The organism is Enterobacter sp. WP_7_1 (assembly GCF_003688535.1).
In the GTDB taxonomy this organism is placed as follows: domain Bacteria; phylum Pseudomonadota; class Gammaproteobacteria; order Enterobacterales; family Enterobacteriaceae; genus Enterobacter; species Enterobacter asburiae.
The window spans coordinates 59,233-77,730 of the sequence record NZ_REFK01000004.1; the positions used below are offsets into that span (position 1 = coordinate 59,233).

Consider the following 18,498-nt stretch of genomic DNA (forward strand, 5'->3'; position numbering starts at 1 on the left):
GAGGGTTAACATTAGTCGGCGTACATTGTAGCATCGGCGCATATCATTACCGAGTCCTCCGTATGCCTGAGTCGAAACGGCTGTTTTTTGCCATTGAATTGCCCACCACAATACAGCGTCAAATTGTTCGCTGGCGCGCCGATTGCTTTCCGCCTGAAGCGGGCCGCCCTGTCGCGGCTGCCAACCTGCACCTGACGCTGGCCTTTTTGGGCGACGTCAGTGCCGAAAAACAGCGGGCGTTAGCCGCAATGGCCGGGCGTATTGCCCAGCCGGAATTTACGCTGCACCTCGACGACGCGGGTCAGTGGCCGCGTTCGCGCGTGGTGTGGCTGGGAACGCGCCAGCCGCCGCGCGGATTATTGCAGCTGGCGAATATGCTGCGCGCCCAGGCGGCGCGCAGCGGCTGTTATCAGAGCCCACAGCCGTTTCATCCACATATCACGCTGCTGCGCGATGCCGGTCAGGCCGTTGCCATCCCGCCGCCGGGTTTTCACTGGGCCTTTCCGGTCAACGCATTCGCGCTTTACGAATCCGTCTTTGCACAGGGACGCACCCGCTATACGCCGCTACAGCGCTGGACGCTGGGCAACACCGAAAGGAATTCCGATGAAGTTTAGTCCTCCCCTGCAGCACGCCACGCTTGTCCAACGCTACAAACGCTTCCTCGCCGACGTGATTACCCCCGAAGGGATTCAGCTCACCCTGCACTGCCCCAATACCGGCGCCATGACGGGGTGTGCGACGCCGGGTGACAGAGTCTGGTATTCCACATCAGAAAATAGTAAACGCAAATATGCCCATACCTGGGAAGTGACCGAAACCCAAAACGGGGCATTTATTTGCGTCAATACCCAGCGCGCAAATCAGCTGGTTAAGGAAGCGCTGACCCTTGGCACCATTCCCGAACTGGTGGGATATGGCACGCATAAAAGTGAAGTGAAATATGGCGATGAAGGCAGCAGAATTGACTTCATGTTACAGGCGGAAGACAGGCCCGAGTGCTATATTGAAGTAAAATCAGTGACGTTAGCGGAACAGGAAAATGGCTACTTCCCGGATGCGGTAACGCTACGTGGCCAGAAGCATCTGCGAGAGCTAATGAGTGTTGCGGCGGCGGGCAAACGCGCCGTATTGCTGTTTGCGGTGTTGCATTCAGCCATTGAACGTTTCTCACCTGCCCGCCATATTGATCCTAAATACGCGCAATTGTTGAATGAGGCACAAAAGCAGGGGGTAGAGGTTTTCGCTTATAAAGCGGAACTTTCTGCCGATAATATGACTCTGAGATCGTCTCTTCCCATTGTCTTATAAGGGATTAGACATTGACGAATAAGTGTTCTGGCCGCGTGCGCAAATACGCTTTTCCTCACAGGCTTGTCAAGTGTTACGTTTAGATAATTGCCATACGGAAAAGCATCTGCTATTTATAGCGACCTGATTTTTCCCCCAACACGGGGATCGATAGTGCGTGTTAAGGAGAAGCAACATGCAAGAAGGGCAAAACCGTAAAACATCGTCCCTGAGTATTCTCGCCATCGCTGGGGTGGAGCCATATCAAGAGAAGCCGGGCGAAGAGTATATGAACGAAGCCCAGCTGTCGCACTTCAAGCGTATTCTTGAAGCATGGCGTAATCAACTCAGGGATGAAGTCGATCGCACCGTTACTCATATGCAGGATGAAGCTGCTAACTTCCCGGATCCGGTAGACCGTGCCGCTCAGGAAGAAGAGTTCAGCCTCGAACTGCGTAACCGTGACCGCGAACGCAAACTGATCAAAAAGATCGAGAAAACGCTGAAAAAAGTCGAAGACGAAGATTTTGGCTACTGCGAATCCTGCGGTGTTGAAATCGGCATTCGTCGCCTGGAAGCGCGTCCAACCGCCGATCTGTGCATCGACTGTAAAACGCTGGCCGAAATCCGCGAAAAACAGATGGCCGGTTAATACCAGCGCTGTTTACACACTCCAAAGGCGGGAGTCTCTCCCGCCTTGTTACTGTTGATATGTCTGAATCACACTATATTGGGCGCTTCGCGCCATCTCCTTCCGGTGAATTACACTTCGGCTCATTAATTGCCGCGCTCGGCAGCTACCTGCAGGCTCGCGCCCGCCTGGGAAAATGGCTTGTCCGCATTGAAGATATTGACCCCCCGCGTGAAGTTCCCGGTGCTGCAGACACGATTCTGCGTCAGCTGGAACATTACGGTCTTCACTGGGATGACGAGGTGCTCTGGCAGTCAAAACGTCACGAGGCCTATCGGGAACGTCTGGCCTGGCTTCGCGATCGGGGGCTTTCCTATAACTGCACCTGCACCCGCGCGCGTATCCAGAGCGTGGGAGGGGTCTATGACGGCCACTGCCGCACGCTTAATCTTCCCCCGGAAAATGCCGCCGTACGTATAAAGCAGCGCTCCCCGGTGACGCGCTTTACCGATCTCCTCTCCGGTGAGATTCATGCCGATGAACGTCTGGCGCGTGAGGATTTTATTATTCACCGCCGTGACGGCCTGTTTGCCTATAACCTGGCGGTGGTCGTCGACGATCGTTTTCAGGGCGTGACGGAAATTGTGCGCGGGGCGGATCTGGTCGAACCGACCGTGCGACAAATATCGCTGTATCACCAGTTTGGCTGGACGGCCCCGGACTACATTCATCTGCCGCTGGCGGTCAATGCGCAGGGCTTTAAATTGTCAAAGCAGAACCACGCCCCGGCCCTGCCAGACGGCGATCCGCGTCCTGTTTTGATCGACGCGCTGCGATTTCTCAACCAGAATGTAACCAACGAATGGCAGGATCTGCGTATTGACGAACTGCTGAAAATGGCCGTTGCCAACTGGACGCTCGCGGCAGTGCCAAAAATCCAGCATTCTCAAATGCGTTGCGCTGAGCTATGATTAGCCGCTTTTTTCATAACAAAACACACTACGAGGTGTACCATTTTTACCCGAGTCGCTAATTTTTGCCGTAAAGTGCTAAGCCGCGAAGAGAGCATGGCGAACGATGCTATTGCACAGCCACACATGTCGGTTATTCCGCGTGAGCAGCACACTATTTCCCGCAAAGATATCAGTGAAAATGCCCTCAAGGTGCTCTATCGTCTGAATAAAGCGGGCTACGAGGCCTATCTCGTGGGCGGTGGAGTACGTGATTTACTGCTGGGCAAAAAACCAAAAGATTTCGACGTGACGACCAGCGCCACGCCTGAGCAGGTGCGCAAATTATTCCGCAACTGCCGTCTCGTTGGCCGCCGTTTCCGTCTGGCTCACGTCATGTTTGGGCCGGAAATTATCGAAGTGGCGACCTTCCGCGGCCATCACGAAGTGGGCGTATCGGATCGCACGACGTCCCAGCAGGGCCAGAACGGCATGCTGCTGCGCGATAATATCTTCGGCTCTATCGAAGAAGATGCCCAGCGCCGCGATTTCACCATCAACAGCCTTTACTACAGCGTGGCGGATTTCACCGTGCGCGATTACGTCGGCGGCATGCAGGACCTGAAAGAAGGTCTGATCCGTCTGATCGGCACGCCGGAAACGCGCTATCGTGAAGATCCCGTGCGTATGCTGCGCGCCGTGCGTTTCGCCGCCAAGCTGGATATGCGCATCAGCCCGGAAACGGCAGAGCCGATTCCGCGTCTGGCTACGCTGATTAACGACGTGCCGCCTGCCCGCCTGTTCGAAGAGGCGCTGAAGCTGCTGCAGGCTGGCCACGGCTTTGAAACCTACAATCTGCTGCGCGAATACAACCTGTTCCAGCCGCTGTTCCCGACCATTACCCGCTACTTCACCGAAAGCGGTGACAGCCCAATGGAGCGGATGATTGCGCAGGTGCTGAAAAATACCGATACCCGTATTCGCAACGACATGCGCGTCAATCCGGCGTTCCTGTTTGCGGCGATGTTCTGGTATCCGCTGCTGGAAACGGCCCAGCGAATTACCCAGGAGAGCGGGCTTGCCTACTATGATGCCTTCGCGCTGGCCGCAAACGACGTGCTGGACGAAGGATGCCGTACGCTCGCTATTCCAAAACGTATTACCACGCTGGTGCGCGATATCTGGCAGCTTCAGCTGCGCATGTCCCGTCGTCAGGGCAAACGCGCCTGGAAGCTGATGGAGCATCCAAAATTCCGCGCCGCCTTCGATCTGCTGTCGCTGCGTGCTGAAATTGAACGCAACCAGGAGCTGCAGCGCCTGGCGCAGTGGTGGGCCGAATTCCAGGTTTCCGCACCGCCGGAGCAAAAAGATATGCTCACCGGGCTGGATGAAGAGCCGGAACCGCGTCGCCGCCATCGTCGTCCGCGTAAGCGCGCGCCGCGTCGTGAAGGGACAGCATGACCCTCGCGTATATCGCCATCGGCAGCAATTTAGCCTCTCCGCTGGAGCAGGTGAACGCTGCCGTACAGGCGCTGGGGGATATCCCGCAAAGCCAGATCGTGGCGGTCTCCTCTTTCTACCGCACGCCGCCGCTGGGTCCGCAGGATCAGCCTGATTATCTGAACGCCGCCGTGGTGCTTGAAACTGCTCTGAATGCCGAAACGCTGCTGGATAACACCCAGCGCATCGAACTGCAGCAGGGCCGCGTACGCAAAGAAGAACGCTGGGGACCGCGCACGCTGGACCTCGACATTATGCTGTTTGGTCACGAGACCATTAGCACTGAACGTCTCACCGTTCCGCATTACGACATGAAAAATCGCGGGTTTATGCTCTGGCCGCTATTTGAAGTCGCCCCCGATCTCATCTTCCCGGATGGCATCCCACTCAGGACCATTCTGGACAACCTCAACGCGGAAAGACCCGCCCGCTGGTGATCCGGTTCCCCTGCCGATTAACCTCAAAATAATTGTGGCTAACAGGCTACCTAAAATCATTGTTCCCCCGAATGTTACTGTTAGAATGCGCAAAGATTCGCTTTTGGGCTATCAGGAAACAGTATGAAACCAACCACCATCTCCTTACTGCAGAAATGCAAAAAGGAAAAAAAACGCTTCGCCACCATCACCGCGTATGACTACAGCTTCGCCAAACTCTTTGCCGAAGAGGGTATCAACGTCATGCTGGTCGGAGATTCGTTAGGGATGACGGTACAAGGACATGATTCCACCCTGCCGGTCACGGTTGAGGATATCGCTTACCATACGCGTGCGGTGCGCCGTGGGGCTCCAGCCTGCCTGCTGCTTTCCGATCTGCCGTTTATGGCCTATGCCACGCCGGAGCAGGCATTCGAAAACGCGGCAGCGGTCATGCGTGCTGGCGCTAACATGGTCAAAATTGAAGGCGGCGCCTGGCTGGTGGATACGGTGAAGATGCTCACCGAACGCGCCGTGCCGGTGTGCGGCCATTTGGGCCTGACGCCGCAGTCCGTCAACATCTTTGGTGGATATAAAGTGCAGGGCCGCGGTGACGCCGCCCAGACGCTGTTTGATGATGCCCTGGCGCTGGAAGCCGCAGGCGCCCAGCTGCTGGTGCTGGAGTGCGTGCCGGTTGAGCTGGCGAAGCGTATTACTGAAGCCCTGTCGATTCCGGTGATTGGTATTGGCGCAGGCAACGTGACCGACGGTCAGATCCTGGTGATGCACGACGCCTTTGGCATCACCGGCGGGCATATTCCGAAGTTTGCCAAAAATTTCCTCACCGAAGCGGGCGACATGCGCGCTGCGGTCAGGCAGTATATTGCCGACGTTGAATCCGGTGTTTACCCGGGTGAAGAACACAGTTTCCATTAAGGAGTCTCGTTGTGCTAATCATTGAAACCCTGCCGCTGCTGCGCCAGCATATCCGTCGCGCGCGTCAGGAAGGTAAACGTATCGCACTGGTCCCGACCATGGGCAACCTGCATGACGGCCATATGAAGCTGGTTGACGAAGCAAGAGCCCGTGCAGATATCGTGGTGGTCAGTATCTTCGTTAACCCAATGCAGTTTGACCGCGCTGACGATCTGGCACGCTATCCGCGCACCCTGCAGGAAGATTGCGAGAAGCTCAAAAAACGCCATGCGGATATTGTCTTCTCTCCGGCACCGGCGGATGTCTATCCTCAGGGTACCGATGAGGCCACTTACGTTGACGTACCGGGCATTTCCACCATGCTGGAAGGCGCAAGCCGCCCGGGTCATTTCCGCGGCGTATCGACCATCGTCAGCAAGCTGTTCAACCTGGTGCAGCCGGACGTTGCGTGCTTCGGTGAGAAAGATTTCCAGCAGCTGGCGCTGATCCGCAAGATGGTTGCGGACATGGGCTACGATATCGAGATTGTTGGCGTACCGATTGTACGCGCGAAAGACGGTCTGGCGCTCAGCTCGCGAAATGGCTACCTGACCGCCGACCAGCGTAAAATCGCGCCGGGCTTAAGCAAGGTCATGAACACCATGGCAGAACAGCTGCTGGCGAAAGAGTTAACGGCCGAAGAGATTATTGCTCTGGCCGAACAGGCGCTGAACGATAAAGGCTTCCGCGCTGATGATATTCAAATTCGCAATGCCGACACGCTTCTGGAGCTTACACAGACCAGCAAACGTGCGGTCATTCTGGTGGCGGCATGGCTTGGTCAGGCCCGCCTAATCGACAACAAAGTGGTTGAACTGGCGTAGGTTTCTCTACCCGGAAGATGAAAGGTAAACGTAATGATTCGCAAAATGCTGCAAGGTAAGCTTCACCGTGTGAAAGTCACCCAGGCCGACCTGCACTATGAAGGCTCCTGCGCCATCGACCAGGATTTCCTTGATGCTGCGGGCATCCTTGAAAACGAAGCGATTGATATCTGGAACGTTAACAACGGCAAACGTTTCTCAACCTACGCCATCGCCGCCGAGCGCGGGTCTAAAATCATCTCCGTTAACGGCGCGGCAGCGCACTGCGCGGACGTGGGCGATATTGTGATTATCGCCAGCTTCGTGATGATGTCTGATGAAGAAGCACGCCGCTGGCAGCCGAAAGTTGCCTACTTTGAAGGCGACAACGACATGAAACGTACCGCGAAGGCGATTCCGGTTCAGGTTGCTTAAGCACTATCCCTGCGGCTGATTGCTGATCAGCCGCGACATTGTCTCCAGCGAATCCGTTCTTAAGATGTACAGGCGTTTCAGTAAGAATGGATTATCCCCCGGCTTCACCTTCCCTTTCACCGTCGTCACCGCCAGATGAAAACCGGCATCATTCGCCGCCTTTATCGCTTTATTGTCGTAGCCGCCAAACGGATAGGAAAGATAGAGCACGCGTGGATTAAACTGCGCCAACGCGCGACGCGAGCGTTCAAAATCAAACAAAATCACGTGATAGCTGCGGCTCAGTAAAATCGGGTGTTTATACCCGTCTACGCGGTGCAGGAAGTGGGTGTGAGACTGAATATCGAACACATCCTGAATCCCCTTAATCTCCTGCACGCTCATAAACTGCAGCGATTTTGGATCCCACTTCTGCGGATGGCCTTTTATACGGGAAGAGATAATAAACGCGGTAGCCTTGAAGCCGTACTCTTTCAGCACAGGATAGGCATAGCGGCTGACGGATTTCAGGCCGTCGTCAAAGGTAATCACCACCGATTTTGCAGGCAGGTTCATTTTGTTACGCACGTACCCTTCAAGCTGGTACATCGTCAGGGTGGTATAACCCTGATCGCGTAACCAGGCCATCTGGTTGTTGAACGCACGTACGCTGGTGGTCGTGGACGTATGTCGAAAACGAGTGTTCTCTTCATCACGCAGAATATGATGGTAGGTCAGAATCGGAAGCCCATTATCTTCCTGCGCATCCAGGCTGCTGATCCACGCCAGACGATTGCCGATGCGGATCTGGAACCAGGTCTGATTCAGACGGTCTTTCAGTTTATTCAGTATCGGATAGCGCAGATTGGCGCTTAACGTGCCGAAAGGCGCGCTGCCGCTCGACGGCGCGTTATACACCGGCGTGTCTTTCCAGGTAATGAGGTTCTGATTGCTCAGGGGCTTATTGAGATCCCCGAGGCTGTCCTCGACGCGCTGTTTCCCCTGAACCGGCTCCAGGTGCCCCTTATCGATAAACCCCGTGCCAAAACCGAAGCGAAATTCGTAGTAGTCCGCCGCCGCGGGCACAACGGCCAGGATCTGCCCGGCGCGCACGTTACCGACGTTGATCACGCTGTTCCCCACCTGCGCCCAGATCGCCGCGTCTTCGGTAGTTTGCATGTACTGGGCAGGCAGCGTTTGCTGACTGAGTAAACTGGCTGAGCTGACGCCGGAAATGAGCATCAATAGCAAGAAAAGAATGCGCGGTAGCATGGTGTCTTAATCGGTGCGGAAAACTGCCGCTATTGTAACAAATGAGACATCAATACCAACGTTTAATTCTTATACAAATCGTGGAGCAGGACGAAAGGAGGATTTTTTTGCTGCTGATGCCACAAGCTGCTGACGCCCGGAACGCCCTGCGCCACGATGGCCTGGCGAAACTCAGCGCTGCTTAAGGATCCACGCTGCGGATACATTAAGGCCAGCAGGGAGAGGTTAATACCCGAGATCACTTCACAGCACGCGTGCTTATGGCTCAGCAACGCGGCTGCGCGGTAAGGCGCCGCGCCCGATTTATCGGTAAGAAAAATCACGCCATCGCCGGTGTCGGTTTCATGCAGGGCATCGCACATCATGCGGCTCAGCATGTTGGTGCTCAACCCGCGCCAGTAGTTTACCGCCCGGCACTGCACCAGCGGGCCAAATCTGGCTCCAAGCTTATCCAGCATTTCCTGCGCCTGTTCATCGTGGCAGGTGATAACCCATCCCAGCATAACTCCCTCCTTAGCAGGCAAGTAGTTTAGCGGAGTGAAGGTTAGCTTACGGTGATAACTGTCAAAGAAAGTGCCCGGCAAACAGAGCGTCGCCGGGCAAAAGATTAGCTGCGCAGCCCGCGTCCGCGCTGGATCAGCGACCAGCAGAGCAGGTAGAAGGCGATGATAAACACCACCAGCACAGCCACCGTGGTAAACAGCGGCACATCGCTGATGCCGAGGAAGCCAAAGCGGAACCCGCTGATCATGTAGACAATCGGGTTCAGGTGCGACAGCGCCTGCCAGAACGGTGGCAGCAGCGTCAGGGAGTAGAACACCCCGCCGAGATAGGTCAGCGGCGTCAGCACGAAGGTCGGGATCAGGCTGATGTCGTCAAACGTTTTGGCGAACACGGCGTTCAGCAGACCGGCCAGCGAGAACAGGATCGCCGTCAGGAGCAGCGTCAGCGCGACAAAGAGCCACGAGTGGACCTGGAAAGGCACGAAGAACAGCGAAATCGCCGTGACCAGGATCCCCACGCACAGCCCGCGCGCCACGCCGCCGCCGACATAGCCCGCGATAATGACGTGCGTCGGCACAGGTGCGACCAGCAGCTCTTCAATATTGCGCTGGAACTTGGCGCTAAAGAACGATGACGCTACGTTGGCGTAGGCATTAGTGATCACCGCCATCATGATCAGGCCCGGCACGATAAACTGCATATAGGTAAAGCCGTGCATCTCACCAATTCGGGAACCAATCAGGTTACCGAAGATAATGAAATAGAGCGTCATCGTGATAACCGGCGGCACCAGGGTTTGCACCCAGATACGCATAAAGCGGTTAATCTCTTTCGCCCAGATACTTTTCAGCGCGACCCAGTAAAGATGCGTCATGCCTTGTCTCCTTGTTTGTCATGTACCAGAGAGACAAACAGCTCTTCCAGTCGGTTCGCTTTGTTACGCATACTTAAAACCTGAATCCCCTGCGCGCTCAGCTGTGAGAACACGCTGTTAATCCCCTGCTCGCGCAGCACTTCCACTTCCAGCGTCGAGGTATCCACCAGACGATAGTTGTAACCTTCAAGTTTTGGCAGCGCGCTTTTCGCCGCCAGATCGAGAATGAAGGTTTCGGATTTCAGCTTGGAGAGCAGATTCTTCATCGAGGTGTTTTCCACCAGCTCGCCGTGCTGAATGATGCCGATGTTGCGGCACAGCATTTCAGCCTCTTCCAGGTAGTGGGTGGTCAGAATAATGGTGGTACCTTTGTCGTTGAGATCTTTCAGGAAGCCCCACATGGAACGACGAAGTTCGATATCGACACCCGCAGTCGGCTCATCGAGGATCAGCAGCTTTGGCTCGTGCATCAGCGCACGGGCGATCATCAGGCGGCGCTTCATCCCGCCGGACAACATGCGCGCGCGTTCGTTACGCTTTTCCCACAGATCGAGCTGCTTAAGGTATTTTTCGCTACGCTCCAGGGCCTCTTTACGCTCAACGCCGTAATAGCCCGCCTGGTTAACTACGATCTGCTGCACCGTCTCGAACGGGTTGAAGTTGAACTCCTGCGGTACCAGCCCCAGCTGGCGTTTGGCGTTCACCACATCTTTTTGCAGGTCGTACCCAAAAACGCTCACCCGGCCGGACGTTTTATTGACCAGCGAGCTGATAATCCCAATGGTGGTCGATTTCCCCGCCCCGTTCGGCCCCAGAAGCGCGTAAAAATCACCGGCCTCTACTTTAAGATCTATTCCGCGTAGCGCCTGAACGCCACCCGGATAGGTTTTTTTAAGCTGCTCAAGCTCCAGTGCAATTGCCATGAAATTAACTTACCTTCAGTTCTTACACACGTTGTGTGGTTTCATTAAAAGTCGGGTTACCCTATAGTAGCGCAACGCAATAACTCGGTTACAGGTCGCTAACCTCCATGAACAACATAGATACACTCATCAGCAACAATGCACTATGGTCAAAAATGCTGGTGGAGGAAGACCCCGGATTTTTTGGAAAACTCGCGCAGGCGCAGAACCCACGCTTTCTCTGGATTGGATGTTCCGACAGCCGCGTACCGGCGGAGCGCCTGACCGGCCTTGAACCCGGCGAACTGTTTGTTCACCGCAATGTCGCCAATCTCGTGATTCACACCGATCTCAACTGTCTTTCTGTTGTTCAGTATGCCGTGGACGTTCTGCAAGTCGAGCACATCATCATTTGCGGCCATTATGGCTGCGGCGGCGTGCAGGCGGCGGTTGAAAACACGGAGCTGGGGCTCATTGATAACTGGCTACTGCACATCCGCGATATCTGGTTCAAACATAGCTCACTGCTGGGCGAAATGCCGCAGGAGCGTCGCATGGATACCCTTTGCGAACTTAACGTGATGGAGCAGGTGTATAACCTGGGCCACTCAACGATCATGCAATCAGCGTGGAAACGCGGGCAGAAGGTTTCTATCCACGGCTGGGCGTACGGTATTCACGATGGCCTGCTGCGCAATCTGGAAGTGACCGCCACCAACCGCGAAACGCTGGAGCAGCGCTACCGTTCGGGGATTGCCAACCTTCAGCTTAAGCATGTGAACCATAAATAAAGCCGGGGATGTTCTCCCTCTCCCTGTGGGAGAGGGCCGGGGCGAGGGCATCAGCCCGCCATTACTCGTCCAGCAATACCACTTTCCCAACATACGGCAGATGACGATAACGCTGCGCGTAGTCAATGCCGTAACCGACGACGAATTCGTCCGGAATCGAGAAGCCCACGAACTCAACCGGCACCTGCACTTCACGACGGTCAGGTTTATCCAGCAGCGTACAAATCGCCAGAGATTTTGGTTCACGCAGGCTCAGGATCTCGCGCACTTTTGACAGCGTGTTGCCGGAGTCGATGATGTCCTCAACGATCAACACATCTTTGCCACGAATATCTTCATCCAGATCTTTCAGGATTTTCACATCACGGGTAGTGGACATGCCGCTGCCGTAGCTGGAGGCGGTCATAAAATCGACCTCATGGGGCACATGCACTTCACGGCACAGGTCTGCCATGAACATGAAAGAGCCGCGCAACAGACCGACCAGCACCATTTCGCTGCCGCTGTCCTTGTAATGTTCGGTGATTTGACGACCCAGTTCGGCGATACGCGCTTTGATCTCGGCTTCCGGGATCATCACTTCAACAGTATGTTTCATATTACTAACCAAATGATTTTAATGAAAATCTCTCAATGCTGGTGAATTCATCTCCGGCATCGATACGCAAGCCCGCCATTATATCAGCAAATGGATAACCCTGGCGTATGAGTTATAAAAAGCAAATATTGTGATTCCGATCACACTTGTTAATACCTATAATTAGTTGCTAGCAAATTATTAACAAAAACTGACGAGTACACTTTCTATGGCTGAAACAAACTCTAAACAGCCGCGTCTACTGGTGACATTAACAGCCGCATTCGCAGCCTTCTGCGCGCTGTATCTGTTAATCGGTGGCGTCTGGCTGGTCGCTTTAGGCGGCTCCTGGTACTACCCGATAGCGGGTCTGGTTATGGTTGCCGTAACCGTCCTGCTGTTGCGTAGAAAACAATCTGCACTGTGGCTGTATGCCGCCCTCCTTCTTGCCACCATGATCTGGGGCGTCTGGGAAGTCGGGTTTGACTTCTGGGCACTGACGCCGCGGAGCGACATCCTGGTATTCTTTGGCATCTGGCTGATCCTGCCGTTCGTCTGGCGTCGCCTGATTGTGCCTTCCAGCGGTGCGGTGGCGGGCCTGGTTGTTGCCCTGCTGATTACCGGCGGCATCCTGACCTGGGCCGGTTTTAACGACCCACAGGAGATCAACGGTACGCTGAACGCGGAATCCACGCCTGCTGCGGCTATCTCTCAGGTGGCGGACGGCGACTGGCCTGCGTATGGTCGTAACCAGGAAGGTCAACGCTACTCTCCGCTGAAGCAGATCAACGCGGACAACGTGAAGAACCTGAAAGAAGCCTGGGTATTCCGTACCGGCGATGTGAAGATGCCGAACGATCCGGGCGAGCTGACCAACGAAGTCACGCCGATTAAAGTCGGCAATATGCTCTACCTGTGTACGGCGCACCAGCGTCTGTTCGCGCTCGACGCGGCCACCGGTAAAGAGAAATGGCACTTCGATCCGCAGCTGAACTCCAACCCGTCCTTCCAGCACGTCACCTGTCGCGGCGTCTCTTACCACGAAGCGCGCGCCGAGAATGCCAGCCCGGAAGTGGTTGCCGACTGTCCTCGCCGCATCATGCTGCCGGTGAACGATGGCCGTCTGTTCGCTATCAATGCCGAAACGGGCAAGCTGTGTGAAACCTTTGCCAACAAAGGTATCCTGAACCTGCAGACCAACATGCCTGACACCACGCCGGGTCTGTATGAGCCAACCTCGCCGCCAATCATCACCGATAAAACTATCGTGATTGCCGGTTCGGTAACGGACAACTTCTCCACGCGTGAAACCTCCGGCGTTATCCGTGGTTTCGACGTGAACACCGGTAAACTGCTGTGGGCCTTCGACCCGGGCGCGAAAGATCCCAACGCGATTCCGTCGGACGAGCACACCTTTACCTTTAACTCGCCAAACTCCTGGGCACCAGCAGCGTATGACGCGAAGCTGGACCTGGTCTACCTGCCAATGGGTGTGACCACACCGGATATCTGGGGCGGTAACCGCACGCCGGAGCAGGAGCGTTATGCGAGCGCTATCGTGGCGCTGAACGCGACCACCGGCAAGCTGGCGTGGAGCTATCAGACCGTTCACCACGATCTGTGGGATATGGATATGCCGTCCCAGCCGACGCTGGCGGACATTACCGTTGACGGCAAAACCGTTCCGGTGATCTACGCTCCGGCCAAGACGGGCAACATCTTCGTCCTGGATCGCAGCAACGGTAAGCTGGTTGTGCCTGCACCGGAAAAACCGGTTCCGCAGGGCGCGGCGAAAGGCGATTACGTCAGCAAAACCCAGCCGTTCTCTGACCTGAGCTTCCGTCCGAAGAAAGACCTCAGCGGTGCGGACATGTGGGGCGCCACCATGTTTGACCAGCTGGTGTGCCGCGTGATGTTCCACCAGCTGCGCTACGAAGGCATCTTCACGCCGCCGTCTGAGCAGGGCACGCTGGTCTTCCCGGGTAACCTGGGGATGTTCGAGTGGGGCGGGATCTCCGTCGACCCTAACCGTCAGGTGGCGATTGCCAACCCGATGGCGCTGCCGTTCGTTTCCCGCCTGATCCCACGCGGTCCGGGCAACCCAATGGAGCAGCCGAAAGACGCGAAAGGCAGCGGTACCGAAGCCGGCATTCAGCCGCAGTACGGCGTGCCGTTTGGCGTAACGCTGAACCCGTTCCTGTCGCCGTTTGGTCTACCGTGTAAACAGCCTGCCTGGGGTTATATCTCCGGTCTGGATCTGAAAACCAACCAGATCGTGTGGAAAAAACGTATTGGTACGCCACAGGACAGCATGCCGTTCCCAATGCCGGTTCCGGTGCCGTTCAATATGGGTATGCCAATGCTGGGTGGCCCAATTTCCACCGCCGGTAACGTGCTGTTCATCGCGGCAACCGCAGATAACTACCTGCGCGCGTACAACATGACCAACGGTGAAAAACTGTGGCAGGGCCGTCTGCCGGCTGGTGGACAGGCCACGCCGATGACCTATGAAGTGAATGGCAAGCAGTACGTTGTCATCTCTGCGGGTGGTCACGGTTCGTTTGGCACGAAGATGGGCGACTACATCGTCGCGTATGCGTTGCCTGACGAAAACAAGTAACTGAAAAAGCCGGGTGGCGGCTACGCCTTACCCGGCCTACGGAAAGATGCAAAACGGCAACTTCGGTTGCCGTTTTTGTGTTTGTTCCCTCTCCTTGTGGGAGAGGGTCAGGGTGAGGCATCAGGCCGCACTGTTTTAAACAGTGAACCCGAGCATCATCCCCGTATCCTCATGCTCCAGCAGGTGGCAGTGCGCCATATAGGCAAACTCCTTCGGCGCGTCGTGGTCAAACTTCACCAGCACCTCGCTGACGCCGCCCTCCACTCTCACCGTATCTTTCCAGCCCGCGCGATGCGCATCAGGCGCTTTACCGTTCTCTGTGAGAATGCGGAACTGTGTGCCGTGGATATGGAACGGATGCAGCATCATGTCCCCTTCGCCCGAAATCACCCAGCGCTCAAACTGCCCTTTTGTCGCAGCAAACATCGGTGTATTCATGTCGAACGCTTTGCCGTTGATCATGTTGGCGTTGTGGAAATCAAAGCCATGGTCGCCGTGATTCATGTTCCCCATGCCGCCCATTTTGCCGTGGTCCATATTCATGTGTCCCATCATCTGGCCGTGCTGCATCCCCGCCATCGCCTTATCGCCATATTTCGCCATCAGCGCCTGCATGCCCATCATATCAAGCATCGGGTTCATGGAGAGCTGCAGCTTGCGCTGCGTAAGCCCGTCAAGCGACGGGAGCGCTGGCAGCGTGGTTAACGTATCAGGCAGCGTGCCGGAAGCGGCCACCAGCAATGGCTGAATACGCAGCACCGGATGCGGCTTATCAAACGGTGCGACCGCCATCCCCATCTGGCTAACCGGCAGGGTTACGAGGTCAAACGGCTTGCCGTCGCTGATGTCCACCAGCACCTCAAAGCGTTCGCCCATCAGCATCGGCAGCTCGCTCACCTTCACCGGCTCCGGCAGCAGGCCACCGTCGCTCGCTACCACGTACAGCGGGCGCTTATCGCTGGCGGCGAAATTGAGCGAGCGTGCGTTACAGCCGTTGAGCAGGCGCAGGCGCAGCCAGCCTTTCGGCGCGGCATGCTGCGGGTAAATGGCGCCGTTGGTCAGCAGCGTGTCGCCAAACCAGCCTACCGCCGCGCTCATCACGTCCAGCTGGTAGTCAATTTGCCCGTCAGCGTTGAATTTCTTGTCCTGCACAATCACCGGTACATCGTCGATGCCCCACTGTTTCGGCAGGCGCAGCAGACGGCTTTCGTCGTCTTCAATCAGCACCAGCCCCGCCAGCCCCATCGCCACCTGATGGCCCGTTTTGCCATGCTGATGCGGGTGGAACCAGCAGGTCGCCGCGCGCTGGTCTGGCGTAAAGGTGACGCTGCGCGTACCGCCCGCGTTGATGATGCCTTGCGGCCCGCCGTCCACCTCGCCCGGCACTTCCAGCCCGTGCCAGTGCAGCGTCGTCTCTTCCGACAGCGTGTTATGGATATCGACGGTAACGGTTTTTCCTTTGCGCAGCTGGAGCGCCGGGCCAAGGAGATTTCCGTTATAGCCCCAGGTTGTGGCGGTATTTGCACCAAAGGTCGTTTTGCCCGATTGCACCACAAGCTGGATACGGCTTCGCGCGTCGGCGGTCACTAAGTCAGGGATGGGTAAGGCGGGCCTGTCAGCCGCGAAAACCGCGCGGCTCCAGAGAGGTAATGCGCTGGCAGCCCCCAGCACAGCGGAATATTTTAAAAAATCACGACGTTGCATGTTCATTTCCTTATTTCCAGCAGGCGATCTTTTGAGCATAAACCCTCCCCTTACCGGAAGGTCAAGTCAAGCGGCAATAATAAAGATCGTCGCACCGGCACCAAGTATGCTAACGTTAATTTTCCGTGAAGAAGTGGTAGAAGCAATGAAGATGTTTTTCAGGACAATTTTGTTCGGTAGCCTGATGGCGATGTGTGCGAACAGCTATGCGCTAAGTGAAAATGAAGCGGAAGATATGGCCGATTTAACGGCGGTTTTTGTATTCCTGAAAAATGATTGTGGCTACCAGAATTTACCCAACGGGCAAATTCGCCGCGCGCTGGTCTTTTTTGCCCAGCAGAACCAGTGGGATCTCAGCAACTACGACAGCTTCGACATGAAGGCGCTCGGCGAAGACAGCTACCGTGACCTAAGCGGTATTGGTATTCCCACGGCCAAAAAATGCAAAGCGCTGGCTCGTGATTCACTCAGCCTGCTCGCCTACGTCAAATAACCTTCCCGACGCCCCCTGTTGAACCTCTGGCCGTGCAAGCACGGTTAGAGTTAGCTATCATGTTTCGCTCATTTTTAGTGAGCGTAATGGATGTTTACACAGGAGGAGTTCGCTATGGCCGACCACACGTTGTGGCATGAAACACTGCATGACCAGTTTGGTCAGTACTTTGCCGTTGATAACGTGCTCTATCATGAGAAAACCGATCACCAGGATCTCATCATCTTCGAGAATGCCGCCTTTGGCCGCGTCATGGCGCTGGACGGCGTCGTGCAAACGACCGAGCGAGATGAGTTTATCTATCATGAGATGATGACCCACGTCCCGCTGCTGGCGCACGGTCACGCGAAGCATGTCCTGATTATCGGCGGTGGCGACGGCGCAATGCTGCGTGAAGTGTCCCGCCATCGTTCCATTGAAACCATCACCATGGTGGAAATCGACGCGGGTGTCGTCTCTTTCTGCCGCCAGTACCTGCCCAACCACAATGCCGGTAGCTATGACGATCCGCGCTTTAGCCTGGTGATTGACGACGGCGTCAATTTTGTTAACCAGACCACGCAAACGTTTGATGTGATTATCTCCGACTGCACCGACCCTATCGGCCCCGGCGCGTCGCTGTTTACCTCCTCATTCTACGAAGGCTGCAAGCGCTGCCTGAATCCTGGCGGGATCTTCGTCGCACAAAACGGCGTCTGCTTCCTGCAGCAGGATGAGGCGCTCGACAGCCATCGTAAGCTCAGCACCTATTTCGATGATGTCAGCTTCTATCAGGCGGCCATTCCGACGTATTACGGTGGGATCATGACCTTTGCCTGGGCGACGGATAACGACGTATTACGCCATCTCTCTACCGAAATTATTCAGGCCCGCTTCCATCAGGCCGGTCTTCAGTGCCGATACTACAATCCGGCAATTCACACCGCAGCGTTTGCCCTGCCGCAGTACCTGCAGGACGCATTATCCACTAAGGGGGTGAGCTAATTGAAAAAGCTTAAACTGCATGGCTTTAACAACCTGACGAAAAGCCTGAGTTTTTGTATTTACGATATCTGCTATGCCAAAACAGCGGAAGAACGCGATGGCTACATCGCCTATATCGACGAACTCTACAACGCCAACCGTCTGACCGAGATCCTGTCAGAAACCTGTTCCATTATCGGCGCAAACATCCTGAACATCGCCCGACAGGATTATGAACCCCAGGGCGCCAGCGTGACCATACTGGTCAGCGAAGAGCCGGTCGATCCTAAGCTTATCGACAAAACGGAGCATCCGGGCCCGCTGCCGGAAGTGGTTGTAGCCCATCTTGATAAAAGCCATATCTGCGTACATACCTACCCGGAGAGTCACCCGGAAGGCGGGCTGTGTACGTTCCGCGCCGATATCGAAGTGTCGACCTGCGGCGTGATTTCCCCGCTGAACGCGCTGAACTATTTAATCCACCAGCTGGAATCGGACATCGTCACCATTGACTATCGCGTGCGTGGTTTTACCCGCGATATTAACGGCATGAAGCACTTCATCGACCACGAGATCAACTCCATCCAGAACTTTATGTCCGACGACATGAAATCGCTTTACGACATGATGGACGTGAACGTGTATCAGGAAAACATTTTCCATACCAAGATGTTACTTAAGGAGTTCGACCTTAAGCACTATATGTTCCACACGAAGCCGGAAGATTTGAGCGAAGAAGAGCGTAAGGCAATTACTGACCTGCTCTGGAAAGAGATGCGCGAAATCTACTACGGCCGCAATATTCCGGCCGTGTAAAAG

20 protein-coding genes are annotated in these 18,498 nt (G+C 55.5%); 14 read left to right on the forward strand and 6 right to left on the reverse strand.

Annotated elements, in window-relative coordinates; all coding sequences use genetic code 11:
- Positions 1-62 precede the first annotated feature (62 nt).
- From thpR to panD, 9 genes are all read left to right on the forward strand, one after another.
- Positions 63-617, forward strand: a complete 555-nt coding sequence (gene thpR, locus BJ885_RS16575) for an RNA 2',3'-cyclic phosphodiesterase (RefSeq protein WP_023310437.1) — start codon at positions 63-65, stop codon at positions 615-617.
- A complete protein-coding gene (gene sfsA, locus BJ885_RS16580) occupies positions 607-1,311 on the forward strand; it encodes a DNA/RNA nuclease SfsA (RefSeq protein ID WP_121932513.1) in 705 nt (234 codons plus the stop codon). Before thpR ends, sfsA begins: the two co-directional genes overlap by 11 nt.
- 175 nt (positions 1,312-1,486) lie before the next feature.
- The gene (dksA, locus tag BJ885_RS16585) at positions 1,487-1,942 is read left to right on the forward strand and encodes an RNA polymerase-binding protein DksA (RefSeq protein WP_001155232.1); all 456 of its coding nucleotides are present in this window, start codon (positions 1,487-1,489) and stop codon (positions 1,940-1,942) included.
- Between the two features lie 59 nt (positions 1,943-2,001).
- Complete coding sequence (gluQRS, locus tag BJ885_RS16590; protein ID WP_121932512.1) at positions 2,002-2,892, forward strand: tRNA glutamyl-Q(34) synthetase GluQRS; 891 nt, start codon at positions 2,002-2,004, stop codon at positions 2,890-2,892.
- Between the two features lie 42 nt (positions 2,893-2,934).
- Entirely contained in the window at positions 2,935-4,332 is a 1,398-nt protein-coding gene (gene pcnB / locus BJ885_RS16595) for a polynucleotide adenylyltransferase PcnB (protein WP_220683626.1), read from the forward strand.
- The gene (gene folK / locus BJ885_RS16600; protein WP_121932510.1) at positions 4,329-4,808 is read left to right on the forward strand and encodes a 2-amino-4-hydroxy-6-hydroxymethyldihydropteridine diphosphokinase; all 480 of its coding nucleotides are present in this window, start codon (positions 4,329-4,331) and stop codon (positions 4,806-4,808) included. The genes pcnB and folK overlap by 4 nt, the downstream gene beginning before the upstream one ends.
- Positions 4,809-4,931: 123 nt before the next feature.
- Positions 4,932-5,723 (forward strand): 3-methyl-2-oxobutanoate hydroxymethyltransferase, encoded by a 792-nt coding sequence (gene panB / locus BJ885_RS16605; RefSeq protein WP_063145166.1) that lies wholly within the window; start codon positions 4,932-4,934, stop codon positions 5,721-5,723.
- An 11-nt stretch (positions 5,724-5,734) separates the two neighbouring features.
- Entirely contained in the window at positions 5,735-6,586 is an 852-nt protein-coding gene (gene panC / locus BJ885_RS16610; RefSeq protein WP_121932509.1) for a pantoate--beta-alanine ligase, read from the forward strand.
- A gap of 33 nt (positions 6,587-6,619) precedes the next feature.
- Positions 6,620-7,000, forward strand: a complete 381-nt coding sequence (gene panD, locus BJ885_RS16615) for an aspartate 1-decarboxylase (RefSeq protein ID WP_006810068.1) — start codon at positions 6,620-6,622, stop codon at positions 6,998-7,000.
- A 3-nt stretch (positions 7,001-7,003) separates the two neighbouring features.
- Here the strand turns inward: panD and BJ885_RS16620 are convergent, their stop codons facing one another.
- From BJ885_RS16620 to BJ885_RS16635, 4 genes are all read right to left on the reverse strand, one after another.
- Complete coding sequence (locus BJ885_RS16620; RefSeq protein WP_038417646.1) at positions 7,004-8,251, reverse strand: polysaccharide deacetylase family protein; 1,248 nt, start codon at positions 8,249-8,251, stop codon at positions 7,004-7,006.
- 62 nt (positions 8,252-8,313) lie between these two features.
- Positions 8,314-8,754: a PTS sugar transporter subunit IIA gene (locus tag BJ885_RS16625; RefSeq protein WP_121932508.1), complete on the reverse strand. Its 441-nt coding sequence runs from the start codon at positions 8,752-8,754 to the stop codon at positions 8,314-8,316.
- A 104-nt stretch (positions 8,755-8,858) separates the two neighbouring features.
- Positions 8,859-9,629 carry an ABC transporter permease gene (locus BJ885_RS16630; RefSeq protein ID WP_029741906.1) on the reverse strand — a complete coding sequence of 257 codons (771 nt, stop codon included), beginning with the start codon at positions 9,627-9,629 and terminating at the stop codon, positions 8,859-8,861.
- Complete coding sequence (locus tag BJ885_RS16635) at positions 9,626-10,552, reverse strand: ABC transporter ATP-binding protein (RefSeq protein ID WP_003856300.1); 927 nt, start codon at positions 10,550-10,552, stop codon at positions 9,626-9,628. The genes BJ885_RS16630 and BJ885_RS16635 overlap by 4 nt, the downstream gene beginning before the upstream one ends.
- Before the next feature lie 107 nt (positions 10,553-10,659).
- Here BJ885_RS16635 and can point away from each other — a divergent pair, with 107 nt between their 5' ends.
- A complete protein-coding gene (can, locus tag BJ885_RS16640) occupies positions 10,660-11,322 on the forward strand; it encodes a carbonate dehydratase (protein ID WP_008501947.1) in 663 nt (220 codons plus the stop codon).
- A gap of 61 nt (positions 11,323-11,383) precedes the next feature.
- On the opposite strand, the gene hpt is transcribed toward can, so the two are convergent.
- Positions 11,384-11,920 (reverse strand): hypoxanthine phosphoribosyltransferase, encoded by a 537-nt coding sequence (gene hpt, locus BJ885_RS16645; protein WP_008501948.1) that lies wholly within the window; start codon positions 11,918-11,920, stop codon positions 11,384-11,386.
- 208 nt (positions 11,921-12,128) lie between these two features.
- Here hpt and BJ885_RS16650 point away from each other — a divergent pair, with 208 nt between their 5' ends.
- Complete coding sequence (locus tag BJ885_RS16650) at positions 12,129-14,519, forward strand: glucose/quinate/shikimate family membrane-bound PQQ-dependent dehydrogenase (protein ID WP_047646646.1); 2,391 nt, start codon at positions 12,129-12,131, stop codon at positions 14,517-14,519.
- 135 nt (positions 14,520-14,654) lie between these two features.
- Here BJ885_RS16650 and cueO read toward each other — a convergent pair whose 3' ends face one another.
- Positions 14,655-16,223, reverse strand: a complete 1,569-nt coding sequence (cueO, locus tag BJ885_RS16655; protein WP_121932507.1) for a multicopper oxidase CueO — start codon at positions 16,221-16,223, stop codon at positions 14,655-14,657.
- A gap of 145 nt (positions 16,224-16,368) precedes the next feature.
- Here cueO and BJ885_RS16660 point away from each other — a divergent pair, with 145 nt between their 5' ends.
- From BJ885_RS16660 to speD, 3 genes are all read left to right on the forward strand, one after another.
- Positions 16,369-16,716 (forward strand): YacC family pilotin-like protein, encoded by a 348-nt coding sequence (locus BJ885_RS16660; RefSeq protein ID WP_121425082.1) that lies wholly within the window; start codon positions 16,369-16,371, stop codon positions 16,714-16,716.
- Between the two features lie 114 nt (positions 16,717-16,830).
- Complete coding sequence (speE, locus tag BJ885_RS16665; protein WP_047646644.1) at positions 16,831-17,700, forward strand: polyamine aminopropyltransferase; 870 nt, start codon at positions 16,831-16,833, stop codon at positions 17,698-17,700.
- Positions 17,701-18,495: an adenosylmethionine decarboxylase gene (speD, locus tag BJ885_RS16670; protein ID WP_023334531.1), complete on the forward strand. Its 795-nt coding sequence runs from the start codon at positions 17,701-17,703 to the stop codon at positions 18,493-18,495.
- Positions 18,496-18,498: the final 3 nt, after the last annotated feature.

Excerpts from the sequence above, each read along its gene's own strand:
- thpR (WP_023310437.1), top strand. The coding sequence starts at position 63 with ATGCCTGAGTCGAAACGGCTGTTTTTTGCCATTGAATTGCCCACCACA.
- sfsA (WP_121932513.1), top strand. The coding sequence starts at position 607 with ATGAAGTTTAGTCCTCCCCTGCAGCACGCCACGCTTGTCCAACGCTAC.
- dksA (WP_001155232.1), top strand. The coding sequence starts at position 1,487 with ATGCAAGAAGGGCAAAACCGTAAAACATCGTCCCTGAGTATTCTCGCC.
- gluQRS (WP_121932512.1), top strand. The coding sequence starts at position 2,002 with ATGTCTGAATCACACTATATTGGGCGCTTCGCGCCATCTCCTTCCGGT.
- folK (WP_121932510.1), top strand. The coding sequence starts at position 4,329 with ATGACCCTCGCGTATATCGCCATCGGCAGCAATTTAGCCTCTCCGCTG.
- panB (WP_063145166.1), top strand. The coding sequence starts at position 4,932 with ATGAAACCAACCACCATCTCCTTACTGCAGAAATGCAAAAAGGAAAAA.
- panD (WP_006810068.1), top strand. The coding sequence starts at position 6,620 with ATGATTCGCAAAATGCTGCAAGGTAAGCTTCACCGTGTGAAAGTCACC.
- BJ885_RS16620 (WP_038417646.1), bottom strand. The coding sequence starts at position 8,251 with ATGCTACCGCGCATTCTTTTCTTGCTATTGATGCTCATTTCCGGCGTC.
- BJ885_RS16625 (WP_121932508.1), bottom strand. The coding sequence starts at position 8,754 with ATGCTGGGATGGGTTATCACCTGCCACGATGAACAGGCGCAGGAAATG.
- BJ885_RS16630 (WP_029741906.1), bottom strand. The coding sequence starts at position 9,629 with ATGACGCATCTTTACTGGGTCGCGCTGAAAAGTATCTGGGCGAAAGAG.
- BJ885_RS16635 (WP_003856300.1), bottom strand. The coding sequence starts at position 10,552 with ATGGCAATTGCACTGGAGCTTGAGCAGCTTAAAAAAACCTATCCGGGT.
- can (WP_008501947.1), top strand. The coding sequence starts at position 10,660 with ATGAACAACATAGATACACTCATCAGCAACAATGCACTATGGTCAAAA.
- hpt (WP_008501948.1), bottom strand. The coding sequence starts at position 11,920 with ATGAAACATACTGTTGAAGTGATGATCCCGGAAGCCGAGATCAAAGCG.
- BJ885_RS16650 (WP_047646646.1), top strand. The coding sequence starts at position 12,129 with ATGGCTGAAACAAACTCTAAACAGCCGCGTCTACTGGTGACATTAACA.
- cueO (WP_121932507.1), bottom strand. The coding sequence starts at position 16,223 with ATGCAACGTCGTGATTTTTTAAAATATTCCGCTGTGCTGGGGGCTGCC.
- BJ885_RS16660 (WP_121425082.1), top strand. The coding sequence starts at position 16,369 with ATGAAGATGTTTTTCAGGACAATTTTGTTCGGTAGCCTGATGGCGATG.
- speE (WP_047646644.1), top strand. The coding sequence starts at position 16,831 with ATGGCCGACCACACGTTGTGGCATGAAACACTGCATGACCAGTTTGGT.